This is a genomic window from Rhizobacter sp. P2_G4, assembly GCF_056403575.1.
Map to the genome: position 1 here is coordinate 80,980 of NZ_JBFUFG010000004.1, position 25,527 is coordinate 106,506.

Below are 25,527 nucleotides of genomic sequence, written 5' to 3' on the forward strand. Positions count from 1 at the left end.
GTGACATGACGGACCTTCGCCTGAAAACCGACAACTGGCGCATGGCGGGCAAGCTTGCCGTCGTCGCGGTCGTGATGGTCGGCTTCGGCTACGCGATGGTGCCGATGTACCGCTCGATCTGCGAGGCCTTGGGCATCAACGTGCTCTCGCTTTCGGAGCGTGATGTGCCGGGCAACTCCAAGGCGACGCCGGCCAACACGCAGATCGACACCTCGCGCACGATCACGGTCGAGTTCGATGCGAATGCCAGCGGGCCGTGGGACTTCAAGCCGGCCAAGCGCTATGTCGACGTGCACCCGGGTGAATTGACGACCGTGATGTACGAGTTCCGCAATGCGCAGAACCGCACGATGGCGGCCCAGGCGATCCCGAGTTATGCGCCCAAGCAGGCGACGCCCTATTTCAACAAGCTCGAGTGCTTCTGCTTCAACCAGTACACGCTGGCGGCGGGTGAGTCCAAGCAGTGGCCTGTGGTGTTCGTGATCGACCCCAAGCTTCCCAAGGACGTGAAGACCATCACCTTGTCGTACACCTTCTTCGAAGTGGTCGGCGGCGTGGCGGTGGCGACGCCCAAGGAGCCCCGCTCATGAGCGACGGCTTGAAAGACGCGGTCAACCGCAAAGGTTCGTTTGGCCAGACGCTTCGCGCTGTGGGTTGGTCGTTCTTCGGTGTGCGCAAGTCGGCCGAGCACGAGAAAGACGTCGCGCAGCTCAACCCGGTGCATGTGGTCATCGCGGCCGTGATCGGTGTCGCGCTGTTCATCACGGTGCTGATATTGCTCGTGCGCTGGGTGCTTTCCAGCGGCGTGGCAGGCTGATTCGTTTCAAAGATTCAAGAGATCGATTCGTAGGAATTAGGAGAACTAGAGCATGTCCGCAGCGACGCACACGGGGCAGACCCCTTACTACTTCGTCCCCGCACCTTCGCGGCACCCTGTCATGGCCTCGATCGGGCTGTTCATGGTGATCTTCGGTGCCGGCCAGTGGGTCAACGGCCATGGCTGGGCGGCCTACCTGGTCTTGTTCGGTTTGCTCTGGTGGGGGTTCATCCTCAAGCAGTGGTTCGGCGACTCCATCAAGGAAAGCGAAGGCGGCCTCTACAGCGATCGCATCGACATCTCGTACCGCTGGAGCATGAGCTGGTTCATCTTCTCTGAGGTGATGTTCTTCGGCGCGTTCTTCGGTGCCTTGTACTGGGCGCGGGTGCACTCGGTTCCCAACCTGGGCAGCTTGGAGAACGCCGTGCTCTGGCCTGACTTCAAGGCCTTCTGGCCCAGCTCGGTGGCGGGCGTCACTGGCGCACCGGCCGGCACCGTGGAGCCCTTCGCCACCATGGGCCCGTGGCCCATTCCGACCATCAACACCGCCTTGCTGCTGACCTCGGGCGTGACACTGACGATTGCCCACCACGCGCTGATCGCCGGCCAACGCGCCAAGACCATCGCATGGATGTGGATCACGGTGCTGCTGGGCATCACCTTCCTCGGCTTCCAGGCCTATGAATACCACCACGCCTACACCGAGCTGAACCTCAAGCTGTCTTCGGGCGTTTACGGTTCGACCTTCTTCATGCTGACCGGCTTCCACGGTTTCCACGTTTTCGTTGGCATGCTGATGCTGCTGTTCATCACGCTGCGTTTGATGAAGGGCCACTTCACACCACAACGCCACTTTGGTTTCGAAGGTGCAGCCTGGTACTGGCACTTCGTGGACGTGGTCTGGCTCGGTTTGTACATCGTCGTGTACTGGCTCTGAACGCCGTACTTGCCAATTAAAAGAGCGCCAACAGGCGCTCTTTTAATTTGGTCAGGCGATGAACTTCACTGGCCGACAGGAATCCCTGTCGGGCGAATCCAGCCCATCCAGTAGCTCAACAGAATGCAGATGAAGAGCAGTACCGACAAGCCCACCCGAACAGCCAGCGCACGCATCATGTTGCTGGTCTTGGGCTTGCCGTCTCGGCCGTCGCGCATCATGAAGACCCCCGCCGAAGCGAGCGCCGCAATGATGAGAACGAGGGCCGCGCCAATGAGGTACTTCATGGATGCAGATTATTCCACCCGACGGACGCCGCATGGCCGCGTGGCTGGCTGACCCGCGGCGCCGCGCGGTCATCGTGCTGGTGTCCGCGCTGGTGGGCATGGGTGTCACGGCACGCTTGGGCGTATGGCAGCTCAGCCGCGCTGCCCAGAAGGAGGCACTGCAGTCCGCGCTCGACTCGCGCAGCAGCCTGCCCGAACTCGGCATGGGCTCACTGCCGGGCAGCGAGGCGGCGGCTGAAGCACAGCACTACCGGCCCATTCGCCTGCAGGGCGAATGGAAGCAGGGTGCAACGGTGTTCCTCGACAACCGGCAGATGAACGGCCATCCGGGCTTCTTCGCGCTCACGCCCCTGTTGCTGGGGCCGAACGATGCTGTGCTCGTGCAGCGCGGCTGGTCGCCGCGCGACATGCAGGACCGAACCCATGTGCCGAGCGTGCCCACCCCGGCCGGTCGCGTCGAGGTAATGGGCCAGGTGGCCCCGGCGCCTGGCCGCTTGTACGACTTCGCAGGCGGAGCGGCGTCGGGAGTGATCCGGCAAAATCTGGCCCTTGCCGACTACTCGCGCGAGTTGGGTGTGACCCTGCGGCCCTGGACGGTGCTGCAGGTCGATTCGTCAGGTACCGCCGGTGATGGGTTGCTGCGCCAATGGCCACGCCCCGCGACCGATATCCACAAGCACTACGGCTACGCTTTTCAATGGTTTGCCTTGTGCGCCCTCATGGCAGGTTTGTATGTCTGGTTCCAACTCCTCCGCCCCCGGCTCCGACGCGGCGCCTGATGGCGCTCCCGGCCTGAGCTTCACCGTGCACTCGATGCCTCCGGCGGTGCTGGAAGAGCGCCGCACGAAACACGGCCGCCTGAAGATGCTGCTGGTGTTGCTGGTATGCGCTGCACCAGTGATCGCGTCGTACCTCACCTACTTCGTGATCCGCCCGCAGGGCCGCACGAACTACAGCGAACTGATCCAGCCGCAGCAGGCCTTGCCCGCCGACTTGCCGCTGACGGATCTGAAGGGCCAGGCGGTCAAGGCTGAAAGTCTGAAGAACCAATGGCTGCTGGTGGTGGTGTCAGGCGGCGCTTGCGCCGCCGAGTGCGAAAAGAACCTGTGGCTGCAACGCCAGCTGCGCGAATCGCTGGGCCGCGAAAAAGAGCGGCTCGACAAGGTCTGGTTGATCGACGATGGCGTGGCGCCGCGTTCGCAGACTGTCCAGGCGGTCGACATCGCCGGCGCGCCCACCACCGTGTTGCAGGTTCAGCGAGATGCCTTGGCGGCCTGGCTACAACCCGCTTCCGGGCATGCGCTCGAAGAGCACATGTACATCGTCGACACGATGGGCAACTGGATGATGCGTGTACCGCCGCAGCCTGACGCCGCCAAGCTGAAGCGCGACATCGAGAAGCTGATGCGCGGATCCGCCGGCTGGGACAAGCCGGGGCGCTGACGCAGTGGCAGCCCCTGCGCTCTACAACTTCAGCCCGCTTCTGCTGCTGGCCGCGTTGTGCCTGCTGCTCGGCGCGGTGCCGCTGGGTTGGATCTGGTTCCGTCATCGGCATGCCGCTCCTGGAGTGCGACTGCGCGCACTGACCTTCTTCACCTTGTTCCTCACCTTCGACCTGGTGGTCTTCGGTGCCTTCACGCGCCTCACCGATTCGGGTTTGGGTTGCCCTGACTGGCCGGGTTGCTACGGCAGTGCAAGCCCACTGGGTGCGCATGCAGACATCCATGCTGCGCAGACCGCCATGCCCACCGGTCCGGTGACGCACGGCAAGGCGTGGGTGGAGATGGTCCACCGGTACCTCGCCACCGTCGTTGGCTTGCTCATCACCGTGTTGGCGGTGGCCAGTTGGCGCGTCAAGCGTGGACATGCAGCCCTCTCACCGTGGTGGGCCACTGCGACCCTGGTGTGGGTTTGCCTGCAAGGTGCTTTCGGAGCGCTCACGGTCACCATGAAGTTGTACCCGGCCATCGTCACCGCGCATCTGCTCGGCGGGCTTGGCTTGCTGGTGTTGCTGGCCGTGCAGAGCCAGGCTTATGAACGCGCAGCGCTGCGTTTGCCGCGTGGCGTGCAATGGGGAGTCTGGGCGGTGTTTGGGTTGAGCGTGCTCCAGATCACTCTGGGCGGTTGGGTTAGTACGAACTACGCGGTGCTGGCTTGCACCGACTTCCCAACCTGCCAAGGCCATTGGTGGCCGGAGATGGATTTCGACCACGGCTTCACGGTGTTGCGGGAGCTGGGTGCCGGCAAGGACGGCGGCTTCTTGCCCTTCGCCGCGCTCACGGCAATCCACTACACACACCGCATCGGCGCCGCGGTGGTGTTCGCCGCCATGCTGATGTTGGCTTGGCGCCTCTACGCGAGCCATGCGCCGGCGCAGCGGCGCTGGGCTGTTGCACTCGTCGCCGTGGCGGTGTGGCAATTTGCCAGCGGCTTGAGCAATGTGGTGCTGGGCTGGCCGCTGATCGCTGCACTGGCCCACACGGCCGGGGCGGCGGCGCTGATTACCTTGCTGGCGGTGATGCTGGTGAGGGCCTGGCAGGCAAGGTCCGCCTCGTAAAATGTCGTATCCACCTGCCCCCATGTCCGAAACCCTTAGCACTCCCATTTCCGCAGCGCCGCGCATGTCGCCGGTGCGGCAGTTCTATGCGCTGACCAAGCCGCGCGTGGTGCAGCTGATCGTGTTTTGCGCGGTTATCGGCATGCTGCTGGCCGTACCGGGCGTGCCCGACTGGCGGCTGGTGTTACCCGCCACGGTCGGCATATGGTTAGTGGCTGCGGCAGCGGCTGCATTCAACTGCGTGGTCGAGCAGCACATCGACGCCAAGATGGCGCGCACCGCCTGGCGGCCCACCGCGAAGGGCGAGCTGACCAACACACAAACGCTGGCGTTCTCGGCCGTCCTGTGCGCCGCGGGCAGTGCGTTGCTGTATTTCTTCGTGAACCCGCTGACCATGTGGCTCACCTTCGCGACCTTCGTGGGTTATGCGGTGATCTACACCGTCGTGCTGAAGCCGCTGACGCCACAGAACATCGTCATCGGTGGCGCGTCGGGTGCCATGCCGCCCGTGCTGGGCTGGGCCGCGATGCGTGGCGACGTCGGGCCCGAGGCCTTGATGCTGTGCCTGATCATCTTCCTGTGGACGCCGCCGCACTTCTGGGCGCTAGCGCTCTACCGGGTGGAAGACTACCGCCGTGCGGGCCTGCCGATGCTGCCCGTCACGCATGGCGCCGAGTTCACGCGGCTGCAGGTGTTGCTCTACACCTTCGTGCTGTTTGCGGCGACCTTGCTGCCCTTCATCTTCGGCATGAGCGGCGTGATCTACCTGGCTTCGGCGGTTCTGCTGGGGGCGGGCTTCATTGCCTACGCCTGGAGGCTGTGGCGGAACTATTCGGACGCGCTGGCTCGAACCACCTTCCGATTCTCGATTCTTCACCTCTCGCTGCTGTTCGCTGCGCTGCTGGTGGACCACTACCTGGGCCCTCTGCTGTGATCAAACAACGCCGACTTCTGCTCCTGGGCGCGGCTGCTTTGCTGGCAGGTTGCGACAACAAGCCCAAGGCGTCGAGCAAGCCATTCCTCTCGGCCGTTGACATCACCGGCGCCGACTACGGAAGCAAGCTGTCCTTGCCCGACCAGAACGGCAAGATCCGCACGATGGCCGATTTCAAGGGCAAGTTCACGGTCGTCTTCTTCGGCTACACGCAATGCCCTGATGTGTGCCCGACCACCATGGCCGAACTAGCCCAGGTGAAGAAATCGCTCGGTAAGGATGGCGACCGTGTGCAGGGCGTCTTCATCACCATCGACCCTGAGCGCGACACGCCCGAACTGCTGAAGGCCTATCTCACCGCTTTCGACCCGAGCTTCATCGCCTTGCGCGGCACGCTTGAGCAAACCGCCGCGGCGGCGAAAGACTTCAAGGTGTATTACGCCAAGGTGCCAAGCAAGAGTGCCGACACCTACACGATGGACCATACCGCCGGTTCCTACGTCTTCGACGACGCCGGCAGGCTGCGGCTCTTCACCAAGTACGGCAGCGGGGCCGAGGCGCTCGCGGCCGACCTGAAGAATCTGATCTCGTCCGCGGGATAAAAAAGAAGGTCGAGCAAAGAAAACGGCCCCGAAGGGCCGTTTGTCTTTTCAGCGGCTGTGAATGTCAGGCTGCGTCTTCGGCCAACGCCTTGCGCATCTTCTTCATCGCGGCCACCTCGATCTGGCGAATTCGTTCGGCGCTGACGCCGTACTCGCCGGCCAGGTCGTGCAGCGTCATGCCGCCCGAGCTGTCGTCGTTGACCTTCAGCCAGCGCTCTTCGACGATGCGGCGGCTGCGGTCGTCCAGCGCGTCTAGTGCCTTGGCGATGCCATCGCCAGCCAGCCAGTCGCGCCGGTGCGATTCGATCACGCGTGTTGGCTCGGTGCTGTCGTCCGCCAGGTAGGCGATGGGTGCGTAGCTCTCTTCGCCGTCGTCGGTTTGCGGCTCGAGCGCAACGTCGCCACCCGACATGCGGGTTTCCATCTCCAGCACCTCTTCACGCTTGACGTTCAGCGTGCGGGCCACAGTATCGACCTCGCCTTGCGTCAGCGTTGCACGGTGCGTGTTCGCGTCGAGCGAGTCTTCCTTCAAGCTTTGCTTCATCGAGCGCAGGTTGAAGAACAGCTTGCGCTGTGCCTTGGTCGTTGCCACTTTCACCATGCGCCAATTGCGCAGGATGTATTCGTGGATTTCGGCCTTGATCCAGTGCATGGCATAGCTGACCAGGCGGACGCCCTGGTCCGGGTCGAAGCGCTTCACGGCCTTCATCAGGCCGACATTGCCTTCCTGGATCAGGTCGCCGTGGGGCAGGCCGTAGCCGAGGTATTGGCGCGAGATCGACACCACCAGGCGCAGGTGCGACAGCACCAGCTTCCCGGCGGATTCGACGTCGCTTTGTTCGCGGAGCTTTTTGGCAAAGGACAGCTCTTCCTCGTGCGTGAGCAGAGGAATGCGGTTCACTGCAGAGATGTAAGCGTCCAGATTGCCCAGCGAGGGCAACAGTTTCCAGGGGTCACGGACGGTCAGGGCAGAAGCAGATGACGTGTTCATAGTGACATCAGACATCAAGAACTCCTTTCGGTTCCCTGCATATTAGCACTCGTTGATTGAGAGTGCTGATGACCCAGTCGGCGTCGAAATATGTGAGCGCATGCACTCAGCAAGGCTCCCTGAGTCAGCCGTACCGGGTTTCTGCATCGTCCAGCAAGGAGTCCACCACCGACAGCAACTGCGACACGCTGACCGGCTTGGTGAGGTACTGGTGGGCGCCCGCCTGGAGGGCGGCCTCGATCTGGCTGGCCAGTGCGTCGGCCGACACCACGACCACCGGGATGTCGGCGGTACCCGGGTCGGCCTTCAGGTGGCGCAGCAGCTCCATGCCGTCGATGTCGGGCAGGTGCATGTCGAGCAGGATCAGGTCGGGGCGGTGCGCGCGGATGGCGGCCAGCCCATCCAGCCCGGTGATCGAGACGTCGAAGCGCACCTGCGGCCGCCGGGACAGGATGCCGCGCATCACTTCGACGTTGGTCTCGTTGTCTTCCACGTAGTGCACGCTGCGCTGGTGGTAGTCGCTGGACGTCGCCTGCGATTCGTCCAGCTCGGCAACGGCTGAATCGGGTTGGTCGGCGCGGGGCAGGCTGAGGATGAACGACGAACCTTCACCGGCGGTGCTGCGGGCCCGCAACGCGCCCCCCATCAGCTCGGCCAGGCGCTGGCTGATGACCAGCCCTATGCCGGTGCCTTCGAGCGCTGAGCGTTCGCGCCCAAGCCGGTTGAAGGGCTGGAACAGCTGCGCCAGCTGCGCTGAGGTCATGCCCAGGCCCGTGTCGGTGACCACCAGCTCGATGCTGTCGCGGTGGCTGCTGCGCGTGGCGATGTGGATGCGGCCGCCGTCGATGTTGTACTTGACGGCGTTGCTCAACAGGTTGATCAGGATCTGCTTGACGCGAGTGGAGTCACCGATCACACGCGCCATGTCGCCTGAGACGTTCTGCGTGACCACGATGCCCCGCCGCTGCACGTCTTGCTGGACCAGCGGCAGCACGGCCGAGATGATGTGGCGCAGGTCCAGTTTCTCGGGCTGCAGGTTGAGCGTGCCCGACTCGATGCGTGAGAGGTCCAGCACGTCGTTGATCATGTCCAGCAAGTGCCAGCCGGCACCCTGGATCTGCGCCACCCAGGGCCGCTGACTCGCCGGCAAGGGGTGGCTCTGGTCGAGTTCCAGCAGTTGCGCGAAACCCAGCATGGCGTTGAGCGGCGTGCGCAGCTCATGGCTCATGCGCGAAAGGAACTCGCTCTTGGCAAGGTTGGCCGCCTCGGCGATCTCCCGGGCGCGCTCTGCGTCGGCCAGGCGCAGGTGTTCGGTGATGTCTTCGACCACGCCCACGATGCGATGCGGGTCGCCATGCACATCGCGCAGCAGCGTCACGACCGACTGGACCCAGACCATGCGGTCGTCGCGCGTGAGGTAGCGGCCCTGGTGGCGGTACATCGGGATCTCGCCGCGCACCAGCTGCCCCGACAGCTCAATGTTCTGCACTCGGTCATCGGGGTGGGTGAGCGCGGCCACGTTCATGCTGACCAGCTCTTCGGCCCGGTAACCGGTGAGTTCGCAGAAGCGCGGGTTGATCTGCTTCACGTTGCCGCGCAGGTCGGTGTAGACCACGCCGATCGGCACGTTGTTGAGGATGTTGCGAAAACGCTGTTCGCTCTCGCGCAGATCGGCCTCGGTGCGTTCGCGTTCGGCGATCTCGCGCTGCAGCGCCGCGGTGCGGTCTTTCACGGCGGCTTCGATGCGGCGGGTGCGGCCCGTCACCGTCAGCAGCAGGGCGCCCAGCATGGCCGTGGCGAGCAGGCCGACGAGCGACACCAGCAGCGCATTGCGCTCGCGCGCGTCGGGCAGATCGCTGCGAGCCGCCGAGATGCGCAGGTCCCATTGGCGGCCCGCAAAGGCCATCGGCCGCACATGGAGCAGATCGGACGTGCGCGTCTCGCAGCCGGGCGCACCGGCCAGACGGCGTCGCGCTGACGCCGGATCGGTGTCGACGATGCACGCGTCAAGGTAGTGCGGCAGGCCGCTGCGGAAAGTGGCCAAGGTGGCATCCATGCGCACCGTCACGAAGACCATGCCTCGCGCTGCCGCCAGCCGCTCGCTGACCGTGGTAGGGGCGCCGTTGTAGAGCGCGTGGTAGATCACCACGGCCAGTTGGTCGCTGGTGTTGCTCTGCGTGGCACGAAAGCCTGCCGTGGCCGCAGGCGTGTCGGTGCGCAAGGCACGGTCGATCGCCGCGCGCGCTTCGGCCACTGAGCGGGTGTTGACGCCCAACGCCGCCTTGTTGCCTTGCAGCGGTTCGATGACGCGGATCACGGCCATCGCCTCGTCCGCCTGTGGCTTGAAGCCGGAATCCAGACGATCGAACACGCGGAAATCCGGGTAGTCGGTGGCCCGAGCGCGGGCTTCGAAGGCCGGCACCTCGGCGCGTGACACGAATTCCGCCCAACCCATGGCCTGCAGCTGGCCCCCCGGCGCCAACCAGGCCGCAGTGGCGCGCTGCAGCTCTGCCTGCGTCACGTCGTCCGAGCCGATGTAGATGCCACGCAGCGCCTCCAGCGCGTGCAAGGGGAACTCGAGCTGCGCCATCAGGTTCGACGATGCGTTGAACGCGTCGCGCTCGAACGCCGACACCACCCGCGCATCGACCCACTTGCCAACCTGCTTGACCCCCAGCGCCATCAGGGCCGTGGCCACGGCCAGCGACAGCCCGACGGTGAGTCGGCGCGCAGCCCACTCGCTGCGGGGCTGGCCGATGAGCGTGAGCACCATCGGGCCGGCGACCAGCACGCCCACGGTGTCGCCCAAGGCCCAGACACACCAGGTGAACCAGAGCGAGTCGACCGGCTGGTGTGCCAAAAAGTACAGAGCGGCCGTGCCAATGCTGGCGCTGCTCAGGCAGGCAGCGAGGGCGCCAAAGCCGAAGAAAACCGCGATGTCGCGCGGCTCGCTCAGGGTCAGCGGCTGGCTGGCGAAGCGCCGCACCAGTGCTCCGCCCAAGGCGGCTTGGATCACGGCACCGGCAGCAATCACTGCGGGCAGCAGGACCATGCTCGTCAGGTCGAGTGCGCCGTGGTCGACGGCGACAAGCGAATTGACGGTGAATGCGCCCAGTGCCACACCCGGCAGGACCCGCGGACCGAAGGTCAGCACACACGCGAGCGCGATGCCAGCGGAGGGATAGAGAGGCGACGCGTAGCCCGGCGGAATCGCGAGCCACAGCGCCATCCACCCGACCACTCCATATGCCAGCGCCGTGCCGGTCAGCGCGAGCGTCCAGTGAGTCGACGGGCGGGGGGGCGCGGCAGACGTCATCAAGCGGTGAATGGCGTGGAAGTTGGCGCTCTGTGCGGCGCCAACCGGATCATTCCGTGGTCGCGAGCCGAGAAGCCTACCACCCGGGGCCAGTCACGTCTTCCCGCCGCGCTGGGCGGGACCAGGTCAGACGTTGAACAGGAAGTTCAGCACGTCGCCATCCTTGACGACGTATTCCTTGCCTTCGGCGCGCATCTTGCCGTGGTCCTTGGCGCCTTGTTCACCCTTGAAGGCGATGAAGTCGTCGAAAGCGATGGTCTGGGCGCGGATGAACCCACGCTCGAAATCGGTGTGGATCACGCCCGCAGCCTGGGGTGCGGTGTCGCCCACGTGGATGGTCCAGGCGCGCACTTCCTTCACGCCGGCGGTGAAGTAGGTTTGCAGCCCGAGCAGCTTGAAGGCACTGCGGATCAAGCGGTTCAGACCTGGCTCGGTCTGGCCCATGTCGGCGAGGAATATCTCCTTGTCTTCGTCACTCATCTCCGCCATCTCGGCTTCGGTTTTGGCGCAGATGGCCACCACCGGCGCCTTCTGGCTCTCGGCATAAGCGCGCAGCTTGTCGAGGTAAGGATTGTTCTCGAAGCCGTGCTCGTCGACGTTACCGACGAACATGGCCGGCTTGGCGGTGATGAGGCACAGCGGCTTGATCAGCAGCTGCTCGTCCTTGCTCAGGCCGAGCGAGCGCACCGGCTTGGCGGCGTCGAGCGCGGCTTGCACCCTCGCCAGCACGTCCACCAGCTTGAGCGCTTCCTTGTCGCCGGCACGGCCGAGCTTTTGCGCGCGGTGCACGGCTTTCTCGACGGTGCCCAGGTCGGCCAGGCACAGCTCGGTCTGGATGACTTCGATGTCGGAGATCGGGTCGACCTTGCCGGCCACGTGGATCACGTTCTCGTCGTCGAAGCAGCGCACCACGTTGACGATGGCGTCGGTCTCGCGGATGTGCGCCAGGAACTGGTTGCCGAGCCCTTCACCCTTCGAGGCACCCGCCACCAGCCCGGCGATGTCGACGAACTCGACGATCGCCGGCACGATGCGCTCGGGCTTGACGATGGCCGACAGCGCCTGCAAACGTGGATCGGGCAACTCCACCACGCCGACGTTGGGCTCGATGGTGCAGAACGGGTAGTTTTCGGCCGCGATGCCGGCTTTCGTCAGCGCGTTGAAAAGAGTGGACTTGCCGACGTTGGGCAGGCCCACGATGCCGCATTTGAGGCTCATGGTGTGGTCACGCGAAGTGGGGTCCGCCCGGGGCGGAACAGGGTCGCAATTCTAGTGGGCCGCTACCGATCCGGCCCGGCGTCGACGAGATGCGCCTCCAGCACCCGTTGCACCGTTTGCAGCAGGCGCACGCGGCCCACCGGCTTGACCAGAACCTCGTCCATGCCGGCGGCCAGGCAGGCCTCGCGGTCTTCGGCGTAGGCGTTGGCGGTGAGACCCACCACCGGCACCGTCCGCATGGCTTCACCGGCTTCGCCTGCGCGCAGCCGGCGGGTGGCTTCGAGGCCATCCATGTCGGGCATGCGCCAGTCCATCAGCACCAGGTCGAAGCCGCCGCGTTGCAGCTGGTGCAGGGCCTCCAGCCCGGTGCCGGCGGTGTGCACCACGATGTCGGCCGTTTCCAGCATCTGCGAGGCGATCATGGTGTTGACGGCATCGTCGTCGACCAGCAGCACCTGCATGCCGGCCAGCCCGCCGCTCAGCGGCACCATCGACGATGGCTGGGCCTGCGGCGGCTCTTCGCTGAGGTGCAGTGGTAGCCGCAGCGACACGCGCGTGCCGATGCCAGGCTCGCTTTGCAGCGCCAGGCTGCCGCGCATCAGGTTGACCAGCTCGCGCGTGATGGCCAGGCCCAGGCCCGTGCCCGAATGGCGCCGCGTCACGCCGCCGTCGGCCTGGTGGAAGGCATCGAAGACCAGCGCCTGGTGCGTGCGCTCGATGCCGATACCGGTGTCTTCGATCTGGATCTGCAGCTGCCGCAGCGCCCGGTCGGAGCGAATGCCCAGCTGCACATGCCCGCGGTCGGTGAACTTGACGGCATTGCCCACCAGGTTGATCAACACCTGCTTGAGGCGGAACTCGTCGCCGCGCACCCAGCGCGGCACGCTGTCCTCGATCACCAGCCGGCAGTCGAGCGACTTGGCATCGGCCTGCGGCTGCACGGTCTCGATCACCTGCGCCACACAGGCGTGCAGGTCGAAGGGCTGGTCGAGCAGCGCCAGGCGGCCGGCTTCGATGCGCGACAGGTCGAGCACGTCGTTGATGAGGTGAAGCAGGTGCGTGCCGCCGCGGCGCACGGTCTCGACCATCTCGCGGCGGTTGGGCTCGTCCAGCGACGGGTCGCGCAGCAGGTCGGCCGCACCCAGCACGCCGTGTAGCGGCGTGCGCAGCTCGTGGCTCATCACCGCGAGAAATCTGGATTTGGCCAGCGAGGCCTGCTCGGCGTGGTCTCGCGCCAGCTCGAGCTCGCGCACGCGCCGCACCATCAGGTCGTCCACCGTCAGCGGCTGGCTGCTCGGGTCGTCCAGCTGGCTGTCGATGGGAGGCGACAGCACGGCCAGTTTCCGGAGCTGGCGCGCCATGCCGAAGAGCGCGCCGATCATCGCGCTCTGTGCGAAGAAACTGTTCACGTACAAGGGCCACAGCGTGCGCTCCCACTCCGGCGAGCCGGTGCCGCTCAGGTGGACGAATACCGCCGGCAAGGTGGACAGCACGGCCACCGCCACGCTCAAGCTCAGCGCACGCCACAGCGACCAGGTGGCGTAGGTCAGCAGGTGGGCCGCCACCAGCCAGTACGACATGGAGGCCGCATCGTAGGGCGTGACCGATTCGTCGATCAGCGTCATGTAGGCCACGCTGGCCACGAAGTAGACACTCAGGCCGAGCGAGCCGAGGCCCTGCGCCAGCCCGACTTGGCGCGGCCGCTGCCCGACCAGCACGATGAGCACCACGAACCAGGCGATCAGCAGCGGGTAGGCGTAGCGATTCGAGGCGTTGATCTGATTCAGCGCCGTCTCGGTGGCCCACACCAGTGCCACGGCCATCGCTGCGAGCGCGAACAACCACAGCATGGTGCCGCGCGTGACGAGCGTGATGGTGGGGGCCGCCTTCTCCCGCACGGCGAGCGGCTTGGGCGCCGGCTTCGATTTGTAGGTCATGGAGGGCCTGCGGCGTACGAAAAGTCGCGCTCCATTATCCTGGGCGGATCATCTTTCTGCATTTCACTGCACGCGCACCATGAACCTGCTCAGCGTGACACCCCACACCAAGGACCTCGGCGGTGGCTTCACCGTGCGCCGGTTGCTGCCGTCGTCGAAGCAGCCCGCCGTGGGACCGTTCCTGTTCTTCGACCACTTCGGGCCCATCACCGCCCAGCCCACCGACAACCATGACGTGCGCCCCCATCCGCACATCGGCCTGGCGACGGTGACCTACCTGTTCGAGGGCGCGATGATGCACCGTGACAGCACCGGGGTGGTCCAGCGCATCGAGCCCGGCGCCATCAACTGGATGACGGCCGGCCGCGGCATCGTGCACTCCGAGCGCACGCCCGACGACCTGCGCGCCGTCCCGCGGCGCAGCCACGGCTTGCAGCTGTGGGCCGGCCTGCCCGCCGAGCGTGAAGAAGATGCGCCGAGTTTTTCGCACACACCGGCGGCATCGATCCCCACGGGCGAGGTAAGCGGTGCTGCGGTGCGTGTGCTGATCGGCAGTGCCTTCGGGCTCAGCTCGCCGGTGCCTACCTTGTCGCCTACGTTGTACGTGGACATCGAACTGCCTGCAGGCGTTTCGCTCGCCGTGCCCGCTGCAGCGCAGGAGCGTGCGCTCTACGGCATCGACAACGGTTTCACACTCGATGGCGAGGTCGTGCCGCCCGGCGTGATGGTGGTCTTGCCTGAAGGCCATGAGCCGGCTCTCCAGGCAGAGCAGGGCGCGCGCGTGATGATGATCGGCGGCGCGCCGCTCGGCCATCGCTTCATGTGGTGGAACTTCGTCTCCAGCCGCAAGGAGCGCATCGTGCAGGCCGGCGACGACTGGGCAGCTCAGCGCTTCGAGCGCGTGCCTGGCGAAACCGAGTTCATCCCGCTGCCGCAGCGGCCCTGAGTTCAGGCCGCTTCCCGGTAAACCTCGCCTGTGGGGCCGACGGTCAGAAAGCCGACGCCCTCGCTGCGCAAAAAGTCGTGCGCAGCCGGCCCATGGAGCATGGCGATGGTGCTGAGCGCCCCCGCGGCCAGGCAGGCTGGCCCGAACACGCTGACCGATTGCCAGTGCTGCACCGGCCAGCCGGTGCGCGGGTCGAGGATGTGGCAATAGCGCTTGCCATCGGCCTCGAAGAAGCGTTCGTAGTCCCCGCTCGTTGCCAGACCGCCCTGCGCCAGTTCGATGCCGGCGATCACCTCGCCGTCGCGGCGCGGGTGCGCAATGCCGAACGACCAGGCGCTTCCGTCCGGCCGCGGCCCGATGACGCGGATGTCACCACCCAGGTTGACGAAGCCGCTGGCGATGCCGTGCTCGGCCAGCAGCGTGCCGGCGCGGTCGGCCGCGTACTCCTTGCCGAAGCCTCCGAAGTCAATCTCCATGCCGGTGACCGAGAGCGCAATGCCCGGGCGCTGCCAGTCGACACGCTGCCACCCCATTCGGCCGAGCACGCCGTGAACGGCCGCGGGCTCGGGGATGCGGGGGCTGCGAAAGTCCCACACGCTGCGCAGCACGCCGGTGGTGATGTCGAACAAGCCCTCGCTGTAGCCATGCAGGCCGGCAGCGAAGTCGAGCAGGCCCGCGGTCTCCTCATCGACCTCGACCACCGCACCGCTGCCGGCCGCGGCGTTGATGCGCGAAACGATGCTGTCGGCGCGGTAGCGCGAGTACTTGGCTTCGATGCGCTGCACCTCGGCGATGGCGGCGTCGGCGGCGCTGCGAGCCTTCGCTTCGCCGCAACCAGCCAGCCGCAGCCGGCACGTCGTGCCCATGGCGCGGAACTCGAAACTGAAGCCTGTGTCGCCCGCGTCAACGGTGTGGTGGGTCGCGTTCATTCCGGGACCACCGCAGCCTTCGGGACGGCGGGCGCTGCCTCACGTCGCAGCATCAGCACGTTGCCGGCCACTGCCAGCGCCGCGCCCATGAAGGTGAGCACATCCGGTCGGTAGTGCTCGAACGCCATCGACACCACCAGTGCCAGCAGCGGCGACATCACGCCGATGGTGCCGGTCGGTCCCGGGCCCACTTGCTCCAGCAGCGTGAGGTAGCAGGCGAAGGTCATCACCGAGCCGGCAAGCGACAGGTACAGCAGCGAGATCCACCACGATGCGGCGGTTGGCAGCACGATGGACTGGCCCATGGCCAGCACGACGACCAGGCTGCTGGCCGCGCCGTACAGCATGCCGAAGCCCAGTGCCGGCCACATTGGCAGGCCGCGGTTGCTGTTGCGGCTGGCGGCGAGGCTGCCCACCGTCGATAGCACGACCGAACTCGCGGTGAAGATCACGCCGAGCGTGGTGGCATCAGCCTCGCGCGCCTTGCCGAATTCGGGCCAGAAGATCAGCGCCACGCCTATGAGACCCAGCAGGCCGCCAGCGATGAAGCGCCGGGTCAGCAGCGCACCGAAAAGCAAGGTCGCGCCGAGACCGGCCACCAGCGGCGAGCCTGAGTAGCCAACTGCCACCAGGCCCGACGGCAGGTGGCGCTCCGCGTGGTACACGCAGACGTACGACACGCCGTAGAGAAACACGCCCTGCAGCACCAGCCACGCGTGCTCGCGCAGGCTGAATCGAAGCCGCTGCCCGCGCCAGGCGCACCAGCCCAGCACACAGGCGCCAGCCAACCCGAAACGCATCGCCACGCCGAATTCAGGTGTGGTGGCGCTGAGCTGGAAGGTGATGGCGTACCAGGTCGTGCCCCAGGTGAGCACGCAAATGGCAAACAGCTGCCATGGCTTGAGGCGATGCATCCCGCTGATCAGGCCTAGTCGAAGCGGTACGTCGCCCGGCCGCTCTGGCCCACGCGCAAACCGCACTCGATGCCTTCCACGATCACCGCATTCATGCCGAAGGTGATGGCACCGTCGAGCCGCGCATCGGCGCGGTAGGTGCTCAAGGTGTCGCCGGGTTCCACGCCAGGCTCGCCCGTGAGCGGGTCGACGTTGGGGATGGGGCAGCGCGCGCACGGCTTCACGAGCTTCAGGCGCACGGGGCCCCCGGGTGTGTCGATGCGGATCTCGTCGAGGTGGTCTTCGCCATGCGCGTCCAGCCCCGACAGCACGAGGTTGGGGCGGAAGCGCGCCATCGTCACCGGCACTTTCAGCTTCCGGTTGAGTTCAGCGAGCGATGCTTCGGAGATCACCAGGATCGAAAAGCCATCGTTGAACGCAACCTCTGCGTCGATGTCGCCCGTCCATGTCTTGTTCGACAGGCGCTTTTGTTCGGGGTCGAATCTGACCAGGCGCAGAGGCTGGCCGAGGAAGTCGCTGAACCATTGCGCCGCCAGGTCACCCATGTCGTAGGCCGCCACCTCGTCATTCCAGACCTTGACGCGCACCGGTTCTTCCACACCGTCAATCGCCAGATGCAGCGCGAGCATGCCGGGCGCGCGCAGCACGACTTCCAGGTGCTTGAGCGTCGGCTGGATCAGCGCCATGCGCGGCAGTTCGCGTTGCGTGACGAAGCTGCCTTGCGCATCGACCACCATCCACGCGCGGTCGAACTCCAGGCCGGTCTCGATCAGCAGCGCTTCGGTCACGCTGACACCGGCGCAGCTCTTGATCGGGTAGACGTTCAAGGCGCTGACGGTCACGCTTTGCTCATCGCTTGTCTCGTTGCTTGTCACTTGAACAGCCCCTTGAGTTTTTCTTTCAGTTTGTCTTTGGCCGCGTCTTTCATTGCGGCGCTGTCGCTGGTACCGCTCGCACCGCTGGCCGCGCTCGGCAGGCCGAGTTTTTCCTTCAGCCGGTCCTTCACCTGCGCGCCCACTTCGCTCTTGATGGCCTGTGCAGCAATTGCCGACCACTGGATGCGCCAGTCCATCGCCTCGAACGGGCCGGTCAGGTGCACGGGAATCGTCAGGCCCTTCAGCGCAGCAAGGTCGGCACCGTCCTGCCCTTTGGTGGTGGAGGCGACGGTGGCACGGGCGGTGTAGTCGATCTGGCCCTTGCCGATGTCGAGCGCGCCGTCGCCACCCAGGCGGAAGAACGGGCTCTTGGCATCGAGGTCGGTGTTGCGGGCCACGCCATCGGTGATGTTGAAGCTGGCGCTCAGCTCCGAGAAATCGGTCTTCTCGGTCAGGCTGGCCTTCTGCTTCTCGTCGGCTTGTTTCATGCCGAGCGCGGCCTTGGCCTGGCGCAGGCTCTTGGCGAGGTTCACGCCCTTGACGGCACCGTCGCGCAGCTGCAATGCCGCCGTGCCCTTCAGGCGCGACTTCAGCTCGTTGATCGTGCGGCCTGCGGTGTCCACATCGAGCGTGACGCGGCCGGTGCCTTCGAGCACGTCTTTCTTGGCCACGTCTTTCAGCAGCGTGTTGACGTTCACGCCGCTGGCTGTCGCGTTCACCGACACGCGGCTCGCGCGCGCATCGGCAAATGCCGTGGCGTTCACGTTGCCGCCCCAGGTCTTGCCGGCCAGTTGGCTCACCCGCAGCATGCCGCCTTCGAGCGTGGCCAGCAGCACGAAGTCGTTCACGCGGTAGGTCTGGTAGGCGAACTGGCCCACCCGAACGTTGAACTTGCCCTGCAACGAGCGCAGCGGCGACATGTCGACCGGCGCATCCACGGCCGGCCCTGTGTTCGTGGGCTGCGGTGCCGACGCTGTGGCCGCGGAAGGCGGCAACAAGCGGTTCAGGTCGAGCGTTGCAAAGTTCGCGGTGGCGTTCAGCGTGAGCGGTGTGGTCGCCAGGATGGCCTCGCCTTCGCTGGTGAATGGGTTGGCGTTGATCTGGCCCTTCAGCGCCCAGTGCGCCGCCTGCGCAGTCGCGTCGGCCTTGCCCTGGATGGCGACCTGCAGCGGCTGCAGCGAAGGCTCCTGCACCTGCAGTTGCGTGTCCAGGCCGTCAATCGCCACGGCGCCCTTGTCGGGCTGCAGCACCACGCTGGCCTTCACCGTGCCGCCGATCTGCCGCGGGCCGCTGCGGCCTTTGATCGTGCTCTCGATGTTCGGCACGACGATGCGCTCGAAGCTGCCGCTGGGCGCCGCGGTCTTGAAGCTGGCTTCGATGGCGGTCGGGCCTTGCAGGCTGGCCTGGCCGCTCAGCGCGCTGCCGCTCAGCGTGTCGCCCTTGACCGACAGCTCGGGCCAGTCGAGCGCGAGGCTCAGCGGGTTGCCGCCCGAGGTGCCGCCGAGCTTCACGGTCAGCTTGGACAGCTGCAGCGCCTTGTTGGCTGGGTCGTAGGCAAAACGCGCCAGGCCCAGTTTGGAGTTGGCAAGCTTGAGGGTGCCCAGCGTCGCGTCGCCGGCCAGCTCCACGTTGTCGGCCTGCACGGTGCCTTTGTCGCCGTCCAGCGCCAGCGCGCCGCGCAGCGTGGCAGACACCGCTTGCGCGCCCGGCGCATTGCCCTTCCAGGCCAGCTGCATGTCGCGCAGCTTCACGCCCTTGGCGGCCATGTCGAGCGTGAGCAAGGTGCTGCCGTTGAGCTCACCTTGCACCGCGGGTGAGGTGAGGGCGAGTTGTGCATCGAGCTTCACGGGCGACTCGGCCTGGTCGGCGAGGCGGCCGGTGCTCAGCGATTTCAGCGTCACGTCGCCGGCGAGCTTGGCCTTGTCGTCACGCAGCTTCAGCTGCAGGTCGTCGAGCTGGATGCCGCTCACGTCGAAGCGCATTGCGGCGCCGCTCGAAGTCGGCGCGGGTGCCGATGCCGATGCTGACGCGGCGGGTGTGCTCGGTGCCACCAGGTCGTCGATGTTGGCCACACCCTTGTCGTTGCGCAGGTAGCTCACGCGCAGGCCACGCGCGCTGACGCGGTCGACCACCACCTGCTTGCGCAGCAGCGGCAGCACGGCCACCGACAGCGAGGCTTCGTCCAGGGCGAGGAACTGGTCTGCCTTGCCCCTTTCGCTCAGGCTCACGCCGGATACCTGCACCGCCAGGCGCGGGAACACCGAGAGCTTGATCGGCCCGTTGATCACCAGCGTGCGGTCGCGGTTGGTCTTCATCCAGTCGATGGCCAAGCCCTTGTAGGCATTGGCGTCGAAGGTCGCGACCAGATAGGTCAGTGCGGCTGCCACCAGCAGCACGAACACGCCCACGCCGATCAGCAGTTTGCGTATCCAGGTTGATTTCATGCGGTCACTCGGCCTCTTGCGAGAGCCCTTGGAGAGAGGGAAGCCACTGATTCTGCCCTGTGCATCCTGTCACGTGCGCGTCTCTACAATGAAACGCTATGAATCGCTTCGACGTCTGCGTGCAAGGGGCTGGGACGGTCGGCCAGAGCCTCGCGCTGTCACTGGCCCGCCAGGGCCTGCAAGTGGCGCTTGTGTCGGACGCGAACAGCAGCGCGCGCGAGGACGTGCGCGCCTATGCGCTCAACGCTGCTTCGGTCGAACTGCTGCGCGGCCTCAAGGTCTGGGACGCCTTGCCGCCCCATGCTGCCACCGCGGTGTACGACATGCACATCGAAGGCGACAACCCTGTTGGCGTGCTGGAATTCTCGGCGTGGCAGCAGCATGCCAGCGAACTCGCATGGATTACCGACGCTTCCGTGCTCGAGCAATCGCTCGCGGCGGCCATTCGCTTTGCGCCTCACATCACCGTGATGAGCAGCCCGGTCGAGGCCACGCTGACCGCCCTGTGCGAAGGCAAGAATTCCGCATCGCGCGAGGCCCTGGGTGTGGTGTGGGATCGGCAGGACTACGGCCACCGCGCGATCGCGGCGCGGCTCGTGGCCGAGCGGCCTCACCGCAACACTGCGCGCCAGTGGTTCCGCCAGCCCGACGTGCTGGCCTTGCTGCCCTTCGATTCGCCGCAACCCGAACACTCCTTTGCGTTGGTGTGGTCATTGCCCGAAGGCCGTGCGCAAGAACTCATGGCCCTCGACGGGGCGTCTTTCGAGCAAGCTTTGCTGGACGCCACTGGCGGCGCCTGCGGTGGCTTGCGGCTCGCCAGCGAGCGCGCCAGCTGGCCGTTGACGCTGGCCCGCGCGCAGGCCTGGTGCGGCCCGGGGTGGGTGCTGCTGGGCGATGCGGCGCATGTCGTGCACCCGCTCGCCGGCCAAGGGCTCAACCTCGGTCTGGCCGACGTGGCGGCCCTGGCGGGGGTGATTGCCCGGCGCGAACCCTGGCGCTCGCTCGGCGACGCCCGCCTGCTGCGCCGCTACGAACGCGAACGACAAATCCCCACCGTGGCGATGGGCCAGCTCACTGACGGATTGTTGCGACTCTTTTCACACGAACAGCCCGCCTTGCGGGAACTTCGCAACCGCGGCATGACTCTGGTCAACCACCTTCCTCTGCTCAAGCGCTGGCTCACCTCGCGTGCGCTGGGCTCCTGAAAGCTCCCATGTTGTTCAAACTTGTATCCCGCACCCTGGTCGCTCTGGCGACAGGCCTCTTGCTCGCGCACGTGGCCCTGGCCGACGAAGCCCAGATTCGCAAGAACATCGCGGAGCGCTTTCCCGACTGGCCCAAGATCGACGAGCTGACCAAGACGCCGCTGGCCGGCATCTACGAGCTGCGGCTGGGCAGCCAGATCTTCTACGTCGACGAGACGGGCAACTACATCATCGAAGGCAGCCTGATCGACACCAAGACGCGCAGCAGCCTCACCGAGGCCCGCATCAACAAGCTCACCGCCGTCGACTTCAACCAGTTGCCGCTCAAGGACGCCATGGTCTGGAAGAACGGCACCGGCGCGCGCAAGATCGCCGTCTTTGCCGACCCCAACTGCGGCTATTGCAAGCGCTTCGAGGCCGACCTGCAGAAGGTCAAGGACGTGACGGTCTACACCTTCCTGATCCCGGTGCTGGGCGGGGACTCGCCGCAGAAGTCCGAAGCCATCTGGTGCGCCAAGGAGCCCGCCAAGGCGTGGCTCACATGGATGCTCGACGGCAAGATGCCGCCGCGCAACATGGGCCCGGCCTGCAAGACGCCGATCGATCGCAACATGGAATTCGCGCGCAAGTACCGCATCAACGGCACGCCGGCGATCTTCTTCGCCGACGGCACGCGCATCCCGGGTGCCATCACCGCCGAGCGGATCGAGCAACTGCTGGTGGCTGCCAGCACCGCCAAGCCGGCCTCTTCAACGTCTTCCACGACCAACTGAGCCCGCCCCTGTCTCCTGGGGAATCCCGGGGAATAATCGGGGCCGCCTCCCACCTGACGGCCTCTGATGATTTCCTATCGCATTGACATTGCCGACGCGCACGCGCACCTGTTCCGCGTGACGCTCACCGTGCCGCAACCCGCGGCGGAGCAACACGTGAGCTTGCCGGCGTGGATCCCCGGCAGCTACCTGGTGCGCGAGTTCGCGCGCCACCTCTCGGGCCTCGAGGCCACGCAGGGCAAACGCGAGGTCGCGCTGCAGCAGCTCGACAAGGCCACCTGGCTGGCGCGCTGCGACGGCCGCGGCGCGCTGACGCTCAGCTACCTCGTCTACGCGTTCGACAACTCGGTGCGCACCGCCTTTCTCGACGCCAACCGCGCGTTCTTCAACGGCACCAGCGTGTTCCTGCGCGTGCACGGCCGTGAGGCCGAGCCGCACCGTGTGGAACTGCGCTCGCTGCCCAAGGGCTGGCAGGTGGCCACGGCGCTGCCGGCGGTGAAGACCGATGGGCGCGGGCAGGGCAGCTACGAAGCGGCCGACTACGACGAGCTCGCCGACCATCCGGTGGAGATGGGCACGTTCTGGCGCGGCGAATTCAAGGCGGCGGGCGTCCCGCATGAGTTCGTGATCGCGGGTGCGCTGCCTGACTTCGACGGTGATCGGCTGCTCGCCGATGCCCGCCGCATCTGCGAGGCCGAGATCGCCTTCTGGCACGGCAAGAAGAAGACCTTCTTCAAGCGCTACGTCTTCATGCTCAACGCGGTGGACGATGGCTACGGCGGTCTCGAGCACCGCGCCAGCACCGCCCTCATCGCAGCGCGGCGCGACCTGCCGCAGCGCGGCAAGAGCGACTTGACCGACGGCTACGTGACGCTGCTGGGCCTCATCAGCCACGAGTACTTCCACACCTGGAACGTCAAGCGCCTGCGACCGGCCGAGTTCACCACCTACGACTACACGCAGGAGAACTACACCGAGCTGCTGTGGTTCTTCGAGGGCTTCACTTCGTACTACGACGACCTGCTGCTGCTGCGCGGCGGCCTGATCGATGAGGCGCGCTACCTCAAGCTGCTCGGCAAGACGCTGACCGGCGTGCTCGGCATGCCGGGCCGCAAGGTGCAGAGCGTGGCGCAGGCGAGCTTCGACGCGTGGGTCAAGTACTACCGCGGCGACGAGAACACCCCCAACGCCACCATCAGCTACTACACCAAGGGCTCGCTGGTCGCCTTGGCGATCGACCTCACGCTGCGCACCGAAGGCAAGGGCTCGCTCGACGATGTGATGCGCCTGCTGTGGGAGCGCAGCAGCGGCGGGCCGATCAGCGAAATCGACATCGCCGCGGCGCTGGAGCAGGTGGGTGGCCGGCCCTACGCCAAGGAGCTGACCGCCTGGGTGCATGGCACTGACGACGCGCCCTGGCGCGCGCTGCTCGCGAAGTTCGGCGTGGCTTGGAACCAGCAGGCACCGAACGTCGCGCAGCGTCTGGGCCTGCGTGCGTCCGAGAGCGCGCTCACCGGCATCAAGCTGAGCAACGTGTTGCGCGGCGGGGCGGCCGAGGCGGCCGGTCTGTCGGCCGGCGACGAGCTGGTGGCCGTGGACGACTGGCGCGTGCGCAGGCTCGACGACCTCACGCGTTTGATGGATGCCAAGCGCACGGCCAGGGTCTTGATCTCGCGCGACCAACGCATGCTGACGCTTGCACTCGCCTTGCCGCCCGCGCCGGACAGCGGTGCCATCACGCTCAACGCAGCGTCGGCCGACAAGACCCCGCAAGCCGCCTCGGCGCTGCGGAGGGCATGGCTGGCCAGCTGAGACACCTGAACACGCGCCGACTGGGGCTCGGCGCAGGCCTGGTGTTGGCTGTGCTTGCCGTGCACCTGTGGCTCGCCGACGGCTTGGCCCAGCATGCGCAGCGCTTGTCGGCGGTGCGGGACGCCATGCCGCCGCGCATCGAGGTCGCCTACGTGCGCGAGATGGCCATCACGGCGCCTCCACCCGCGCCTTCGCCGAGGCCGGCGCTGCCACCGGTGAAGCGGCGCGCAGCACCGCCGAAACCCGTGGTTCAGCCGGCATCGGCCCCGCCGAGTGAACCACCCGCAGAGCCGCCACTGGCGGCCGCTTCCGCGCCGGAGCCAGCGCCCGAGCCGGCGTCTGCCGCGGTGGCCATGGTGGAGCCTGCAGCGTCCGAGCCCGCCGCACCCGAGGCGGCTGCATCGGCTGCGTCCGCCCCTCCCTTCGAATGGCCCGTGTCCACGCGCATGCGCTACCTGCTGACCGGCAATGTGCGGGGCGAAGTGAACGGCCAGGCGCAGGTGGAGTGGATCCGCGTCGGCCAGCGCTACCAGGTCCACCTGGATGTGATCGTCGGCATGAAGATCGCCCCACTGGGCTCGCGCCGCATGAGCAGTGATGGCGACATCACGCCCGAAGGCCTGGCGCCGCGCCGCTACGACCAGGAGACCAAGCTCGCCTTCAACGACCCGTCCCGTGCGACGGTTCGTTTCGAAGGCGACCGCGTGCTGCTGGCCAACGGCGCCGTGGTGCCGCGCTGGCCGGGCGCGCAAGACACGGCGAGCCAGTTCGTGCAGCTCAGCTACCTGTTTGCCACGCGGCCCGATCAGCTGCGCACCGGCAACAGCGTCGAGATCCCGCTCGCGATGCCGCGCAACCTCACGAGCTGGGTCTACGACGTGCTGGGCGAAGAGACGCTTTACACGCCTTTCGGGGAGGTGCAGGCTTTCCACCTCAAGCCGCGCCGCGAACCCCGCGCCGGTGGCGACATGACCACCGACATCTGGATTGCCCCCGGCCTGCGCTATCTGCCTGTACGCTTTCTCATCCGTCCCGATCCAGAAAGTTATTTCGACCTGATGCTCGACCGCCGGCCCGAACTGGCCGGGCCCGAAGAACCACCACGAAGGAACCCACCATGAGCTACGAATGCATCCTGACCGAACAGCATGGCAAGACCGGCGTGATCCGGCTCAACCGCCCCAAACAGCTCAACGCGTTGAACGACACGCTGATGGACGAGCTGGGTGCCGCGCTCAAGGCCTATGACGCCGACGAGAACATCGGCTGCATCGTCATCACCGGCAGCGAGAAGGCCTTCGCCGCGGGCGCCGACATCGCGGCCATGGCGAAGTGGAGCTACATGGATGTCTACAAGAGCGACTACATCACCCGCAACTGGGAGACGATCCGCTCCATCCGCAAACCGGTGATCGGCGCCGTGGCCGGCTTTGCCCTCGGCGGCGGCTGCGAGCTCGCGATGATGTGCGACTTCGTCATTGCGGCCGACACCGCGAAGTTCGGCCAACCCGAAATCAAGCTCGGCGTGATCCCCGGAGCCGGCGGCACGCAGCGGCTACCGCGCGCCATCAGCAAGGCCAAGGCGATGGACATGGTGCTCACTGCTCGCATGATGGATGCGGCTGAAGCCGAGCGCGCTGGGTTGGTGTCGCGTGTGGTGCCGGCGGCCGAGCTGATGGACGTGGTGCTCGCGGCTGCACACACGATTTGTGAGTTCAGTGGGCCGAGCGTCATGATGGCCAAGGAATGCGTCAACCGGGCTTATGAAGGTGCTCTGTCCGACGGGGTTCAGTTCGAGCGGCGGATGTTCCATTCGCTGTTTGCGACTGAGGATCAGAAGGAGGGGATGGAGGCGTTTGTGAACAAGCGGAAGGCGGAGTTCAAGAATCGATGAACTTCCTCGCGCTCTGCCCGTTCAAGCTGAGTATCGAAGCCCTGTGCGTGCATTCGCATGGGGCTTCTGTCCACTGCGTGAGGCTGCTGCCGGGATGTCGCCCCGGCGGGCGACCTTCTTTCTTTGCTTCGCCAAAGAA

The 25,527-nt window shown here is 66.2% G+C and carries 23 protein-coding genes; 14 read left to right on the top strand and 9 right to left on the bottom strand.

The features are described from left to right. Positions 1–5 precede the first annotated feature (5 nt). The 3 genes from AC1DYS_RS16450 to AC1DYS_RS16460 are packed head-to-tail and all read left to right on the top strand — an operon-like array spanning position 6 to position 1,754. A complete protein-coding gene (locus tag AC1DYS_RS16450; protein ID WP_477900998.1) occupies positions 6–590 on the top strand; it encodes a cytochrome c oxidase assembly protein in 585 nt (194 codons plus the stop codon). Continuing rightward, positions 587–817 (top strand): DUF2970 domain-containing protein, encoded by a 231-nt coding sequence (locus AC1DYS_RS16455; protein WP_477901000.1) that lies wholly within the window; start codon positions 587–589, stop codon positions 815–817. Before AC1DYS_RS16450 ends, AC1DYS_RS16455 begins: the two co-directional genes overlap by 4 nt. Positions 818–869: 52 nt before the next feature. Then, on the top strand, positions 870–1,754 hold the full coding sequence (locus AC1DYS_RS16460) for a cytochrome c oxidase subunit 3 (protein WP_477901002.1): 885 nt from the start codon (positions 870–872) through the stop codon (positions 1,752–1,754). Between the two features lie 65 nt (positions 1,755–1,819). Here AC1DYS_RS16460 and AC1DYS_RS16465 read toward each other — a convergent pair whose 3' ends face one another. Beyond that, the gene (locus AC1DYS_RS16465) at positions 1,820–2,041 is read right to left on the bottom strand and encodes a twin transmembrane helix small protein (RefSeq protein ID WP_477901004.1); all 222 of its coding nucleotides are present in this window, start codon (positions 2,039–2,041) and stop codon (positions 1,820–1,822) included. A 2-nt stretch (positions 2,042–2,043) separates the two neighbouring features. Here AC1DYS_RS16465 and AC1DYS_RS16470 point away from each other — a divergent pair, with 2 nt between their 5' ends. From AC1DYS_RS16470 to AC1DYS_RS16490, 5 genes are read left to right on the top strand one after another with little or no spacing between them, the layout of a single operon-like run. Beyond that, entirely contained in the window at positions 2,044–2,820 is a 777-nt protein-coding gene (locus AC1DYS_RS16470) for an SURF1 family protein (protein ID WP_477901006.1), read from the top strand. Continuing rightward, a complete protein-coding gene (locus AC1DYS_RS16475; RefSeq protein ID WP_477901008.1) occupies positions 2,774–3,484 on the top strand; it encodes a redox-active disulfide-containing membrane protein in 711 nt (236 codons plus the stop codon). Before AC1DYS_RS16470 ends, AC1DYS_RS16475 begins: the two co-directional genes overlap by 47 nt. Before the next feature lie 4 nt (positions 3,485–3,488). Then, complete coding sequence (locus tag AC1DYS_RS16480; RefSeq protein WP_477901010.1) at positions 3,489–4,598, top strand: COX15/CtaA family protein; 1,110 nt, start codon at positions 3,489–3,491, stop codon at positions 4,596–4,598. A 1-nt stretch (position 4,599) separates the two neighbouring features. Then, positions 4,600–5,532, top strand: coding sequence for a heme o synthase (gene cyoE / locus AC1DYS_RS16485; RefSeq protein ID WP_477901012.1), 933 nt, complete (start codon positions 4,600–4,602; stop codon positions 5,530–5,532). Then, positions 5,532–6,134: an SCO family protein gene (locus AC1DYS_RS16490; RefSeq protein WP_477901912.1), complete on the top strand. Its 603-nt coding sequence runs from the start codon at positions 5,532–5,534 to the stop codon at positions 6,132–6,134. The genes cyoE and AC1DYS_RS16490 overlap by 1 nt, the downstream gene beginning before the upstream one ends. Before the next feature lie 64 nt (positions 6,135–6,198). Here AC1DYS_RS16490 and rpoH read toward each other — a convergent pair whose 3' ends face one another. The 4 genes from rpoH to AC1DYS_RS16510 form a co-directional block, all read right to left on the bottom strand. Continuing rightward, entirely contained in the window at positions 6,199–7,140 is a 942-nt protein-coding gene (gene rpoH / locus AC1DYS_RS16495; RefSeq protein ID WP_477901014.1) for an RNA polymerase sigma factor RpoH, read from the bottom strand. 109 nt (positions 7,141–7,249) lie between these two features. Continuing rightward, positions 7,250–10,441 (bottom strand): CHASE domain-containing protein, encoded by a 3,192-nt coding sequence (locus AC1DYS_RS16500; RefSeq protein WP_477901016.1) that lies wholly within the window; start codon positions 10,439–10,441, stop codon positions 7,250–7,252. Between the two features lie 126 nt (positions 10,442–10,567). Beyond that, positions 10,568–11,659 carry a redox-regulated ATPase YchF gene (gene ychF / locus AC1DYS_RS16505; protein WP_477901018.1) on the bottom strand — a complete coding sequence of 364 codons (1,092 nt, stop codon included), beginning with the start codon at positions 11,657–11,659 and terminating at the stop codon, positions 10,568–10,570. Between the two features lie 62 nt (positions 11,660–11,721). Further along, positions 11,722–13,596, bottom strand: coding sequence for an ATP-binding protein (locus AC1DYS_RS16510; protein WP_477901020.1), 1,875 nt, complete (start codon positions 13,594–13,596; stop codon positions 11,722–11,724). A 79-nt stretch (positions 13,597–13,675) separates the two neighbouring features. On the opposite strand from AC1DYS_RS16510, the gene AC1DYS_RS16515 reads away from it, so the two are divergent. Then, entirely contained in the window at positions 13,676–14,542 is an 867-nt protein-coding gene (locus AC1DYS_RS16515; RefSeq protein ID WP_477901022.1) for a pirin family protein, read from the top strand. A 2-nt stretch (positions 14,543–14,544) separates the two neighbouring features. On the opposite strand, the gene AC1DYS_RS16520 is transcribed toward AC1DYS_RS16515, so the two are convergent. From AC1DYS_RS16520 to AC1DYS_RS16535, 4 genes are read right to left on the bottom strand one after another with little or no spacing between them, the layout of a single operon-like run. Beyond that, the gene (locus AC1DYS_RS16520; protein WP_477901024.1) at positions 14,545–15,471 is read right to left on the bottom strand and encodes an FAD:protein FMN transferase; all 927 of its coding nucleotides are present in this window, start codon (positions 15,469–15,471) and stop codon (positions 14,545–14,547) included. Next, positions 15,468–16,385: a DMT family transporter gene (locus AC1DYS_RS16525; protein WP_477901026.1), complete on the bottom strand. Its 918-nt coding sequence runs from the start codon at positions 16,383–16,385 to the stop codon at positions 15,468–15,470. Before AC1DYS_RS16525 ends, AC1DYS_RS16520 begins: the two co-directional genes overlap by 4 nt. Before the next feature lie 14 nt (positions 16,386–16,399). Next, the gene (locus tag AC1DYS_RS16530) at positions 16,400–17,227 is read right to left on the bottom strand and encodes an MOSC domain-containing protein (RefSeq protein WP_477901028.1); all 828 of its coding nucleotides are present in this window, start codon (positions 17,225–17,227) and stop codon (positions 16,400–16,402) included. A 29-nt stretch (positions 17,228–17,256) separates the two neighbouring features. Next, positions 17,257–19,704 carry an AsmA family protein gene (locus tag AC1DYS_RS16535; RefSeq protein WP_477901030.1) on the bottom strand — a complete coding sequence of 816 codons (2,448 nt, stop codon included), beginning with the start codon at positions 19,702–19,704 and terminating at the stop codon, positions 17,257–17,259. 98 nt (positions 19,705–19,802) lie between these two features. On the opposite strand from AC1DYS_RS16535, the gene AC1DYS_RS16540 reads away from it, so the two are divergent. The 5 genes from AC1DYS_RS16540 to AC1DYS_RS16560 all read left to right on the top strand — a co-directional run bounded on the left by AC1DYS_RS16540 (position 19,803) and on the right by AC1DYS_RS16560 (position 25,388). Beyond that, positions 19,803–20,909, top strand: a complete 1,107-nt coding sequence (locus AC1DYS_RS16540; protein WP_477901032.1) for an FAD-dependent monooxygenase — start codon at positions 19,803–19,805, stop codon at positions 20,907–20,909. 8 nt (positions 20,910–20,917) lie between these two features. Next, positions 20,918–21,682, top strand: coding sequence for a DsbC family protein (locus AC1DYS_RS16545; protein ID WP_477901034.1), 765 nt, complete (start codon positions 20,918–20,920; stop codon positions 21,680–21,682). A gap of 66 nt (positions 21,683–21,748) precedes the next feature. Next, positions 21,749–23,494: a M61 family metallopeptidase gene (locus AC1DYS_RS16550; RefSeq protein WP_477901036.1), complete on the top strand. Its 1,746-nt coding sequence runs from the start codon at positions 21,749–21,751 to the stop codon at positions 23,492–23,494. Then, positions 23,479–24,615 carry a DUF3108 domain-containing protein gene (locus tag AC1DYS_RS16555; RefSeq protein WP_477901038.1) on the top strand — a complete coding sequence of 379 codons (1,137 nt, stop codon included), beginning with the start codon at positions 23,479–23,481 and terminating at the stop codon, positions 24,613–24,615. The genes AC1DYS_RS16550 and AC1DYS_RS16555 overlap by 16 nt, the downstream gene beginning before the upstream one ends. Continuing rightward, entirely contained in the window at positions 24,612–25,388 is a 777-nt protein-coding gene (locus tag AC1DYS_RS16560) for an enoyl-CoA hydratase (RefSeq protein ID WP_477901040.1), read from the top strand. The genes AC1DYS_RS16555 and AC1DYS_RS16560 overlap by 4 nt, the downstream gene beginning before the upstream one ends. The last annotated feature ends 139 nt before the right edge of the window (positions 25,389–25,527 follow it).

Coding starts and splice junctions, on each gene's coding strand:
- AC1DYS_RS16450 (WP_477900998.1), top strand. CDS start 6: ATGACGGACCTTCGCCTGAAAACCGACAACTGGCGCATGGCGGGCAAG.
- AC1DYS_RS16455 (WP_477901000.1), top strand. CDS start 587: ATGAGCGACGGCTTGAAAGACGCGGTCAACCGCAAAGGTTCGTTTGGC.
- AC1DYS_RS16460 (WP_477901002.1), top strand. CDS start 870: ATGTCCGCAGCGACGCACACGGGGCAGACCCCTTACTACTTCGTCCCC.
- AC1DYS_RS16465 (WP_477901004.1), bottom strand. CDS start 2,041: ATGAAGTACCTCATTGGCGCGGCCCTCGTTCTCATCATTGCGGCGCTC.
- AC1DYS_RS16470 (WP_477901006.1), top strand. CDS start 2,044: ATGCAGATTATTCCACCCGACGGACGCCGCATGGCCGCGTGGCTGGCT.
- AC1DYS_RS16475 (WP_477901008.1), top strand. CDS start 2,774: ATGTCTGGTTCCAACTCCTCCGCCCCCGGCTCCGACGCGGCGCCTGAT.
- cyoE (WP_477901012.1), top strand. CDS start 4,600: ATGTCGTATCCACCTGCCCCCATGTCCGAAACCCTTAGCACTCCCATT.
- rpoH (WP_477901014.1), bottom strand. CDS start 7,140: ATGTCTGATGTCACTATGAACACGTCATCTGCTTCTGCCCTGACCGTC.
- AC1DYS_RS16500 (WP_477901016.1), bottom strand. CDS start 10,441: ATGACGTCTGCCGCGCCCCCCCGCCCGTCGACTCACTGGACGCTCGCG.
- ychF (WP_477901018.1), bottom strand. CDS start 11,659: ATGAGCCTCAAATGCGGCATCGTGGGCCTGCCCAACGTCGGCAAGTCC.
- AC1DYS_RS16510 (WP_477901020.1), bottom strand. CDS start 13,596: ATGACCTACAAATCGAAGCCGGCGCCCAAGCCGCTCGCCGTGCGGGAG.
- AC1DYS_RS16515 (WP_477901022.1), top strand. CDS start 13,676: ATGAACCTGCTCAGCGTGACACCCCACACCAAGGACCTCGGCGGTGGC.
- AC1DYS_RS16520 (WP_477901024.1), bottom strand. CDS start 15,471: ATGAACGCGACCCACCACACCGTTGACGCGGGCGACACAGGCTTCAGT.
- AC1DYS_RS16525 (WP_477901026.1), bottom strand. CDS start 16,385: ATGCATCGCCTCAAGCCATGGCAGCTGTTTGCCATTTGCGTGCTCACC.
- AC1DYS_RS16535 (WP_477901030.1), bottom strand. CDS start 19,704: ATGAAATCAACCTGGATACGCAAACTGCTGATCGGCGTGGGCGTGTTC.
- AC1DYS_RS16540 (WP_477901032.1), top strand. CDS start 19,803: ATGAATCGCTTCGACGTCTGCGTGCAAGGGGCTGGGACGGTCGGCCAG.
- AC1DYS_RS16545 (WP_477901034.1), top strand. CDS start 20,918: ATGTTGTTCAAACTTGTATCCCGCACCCTGGTCGCTCTGGCGACAGGC.
- AC1DYS_RS16550 (WP_477901036.1), top strand. CDS start 21,749: ATGATTTCCTATCGCATTGACATTGCCGACGCGCACGCGCACCTGTTC.
- AC1DYS_RS16555 (WP_477901038.1), top strand. CDS start 23,479: ATGGCTGGCCAGCTGAGACACCTGAACACGCGCCGACTGGGGCTCGGC.
- AC1DYS_RS16560 (WP_477901040.1), top strand. CDS start 24,612: ATGAGCTACGAATGCATCCTGACCGAACAGCATGGCAAGACCGGCGTG.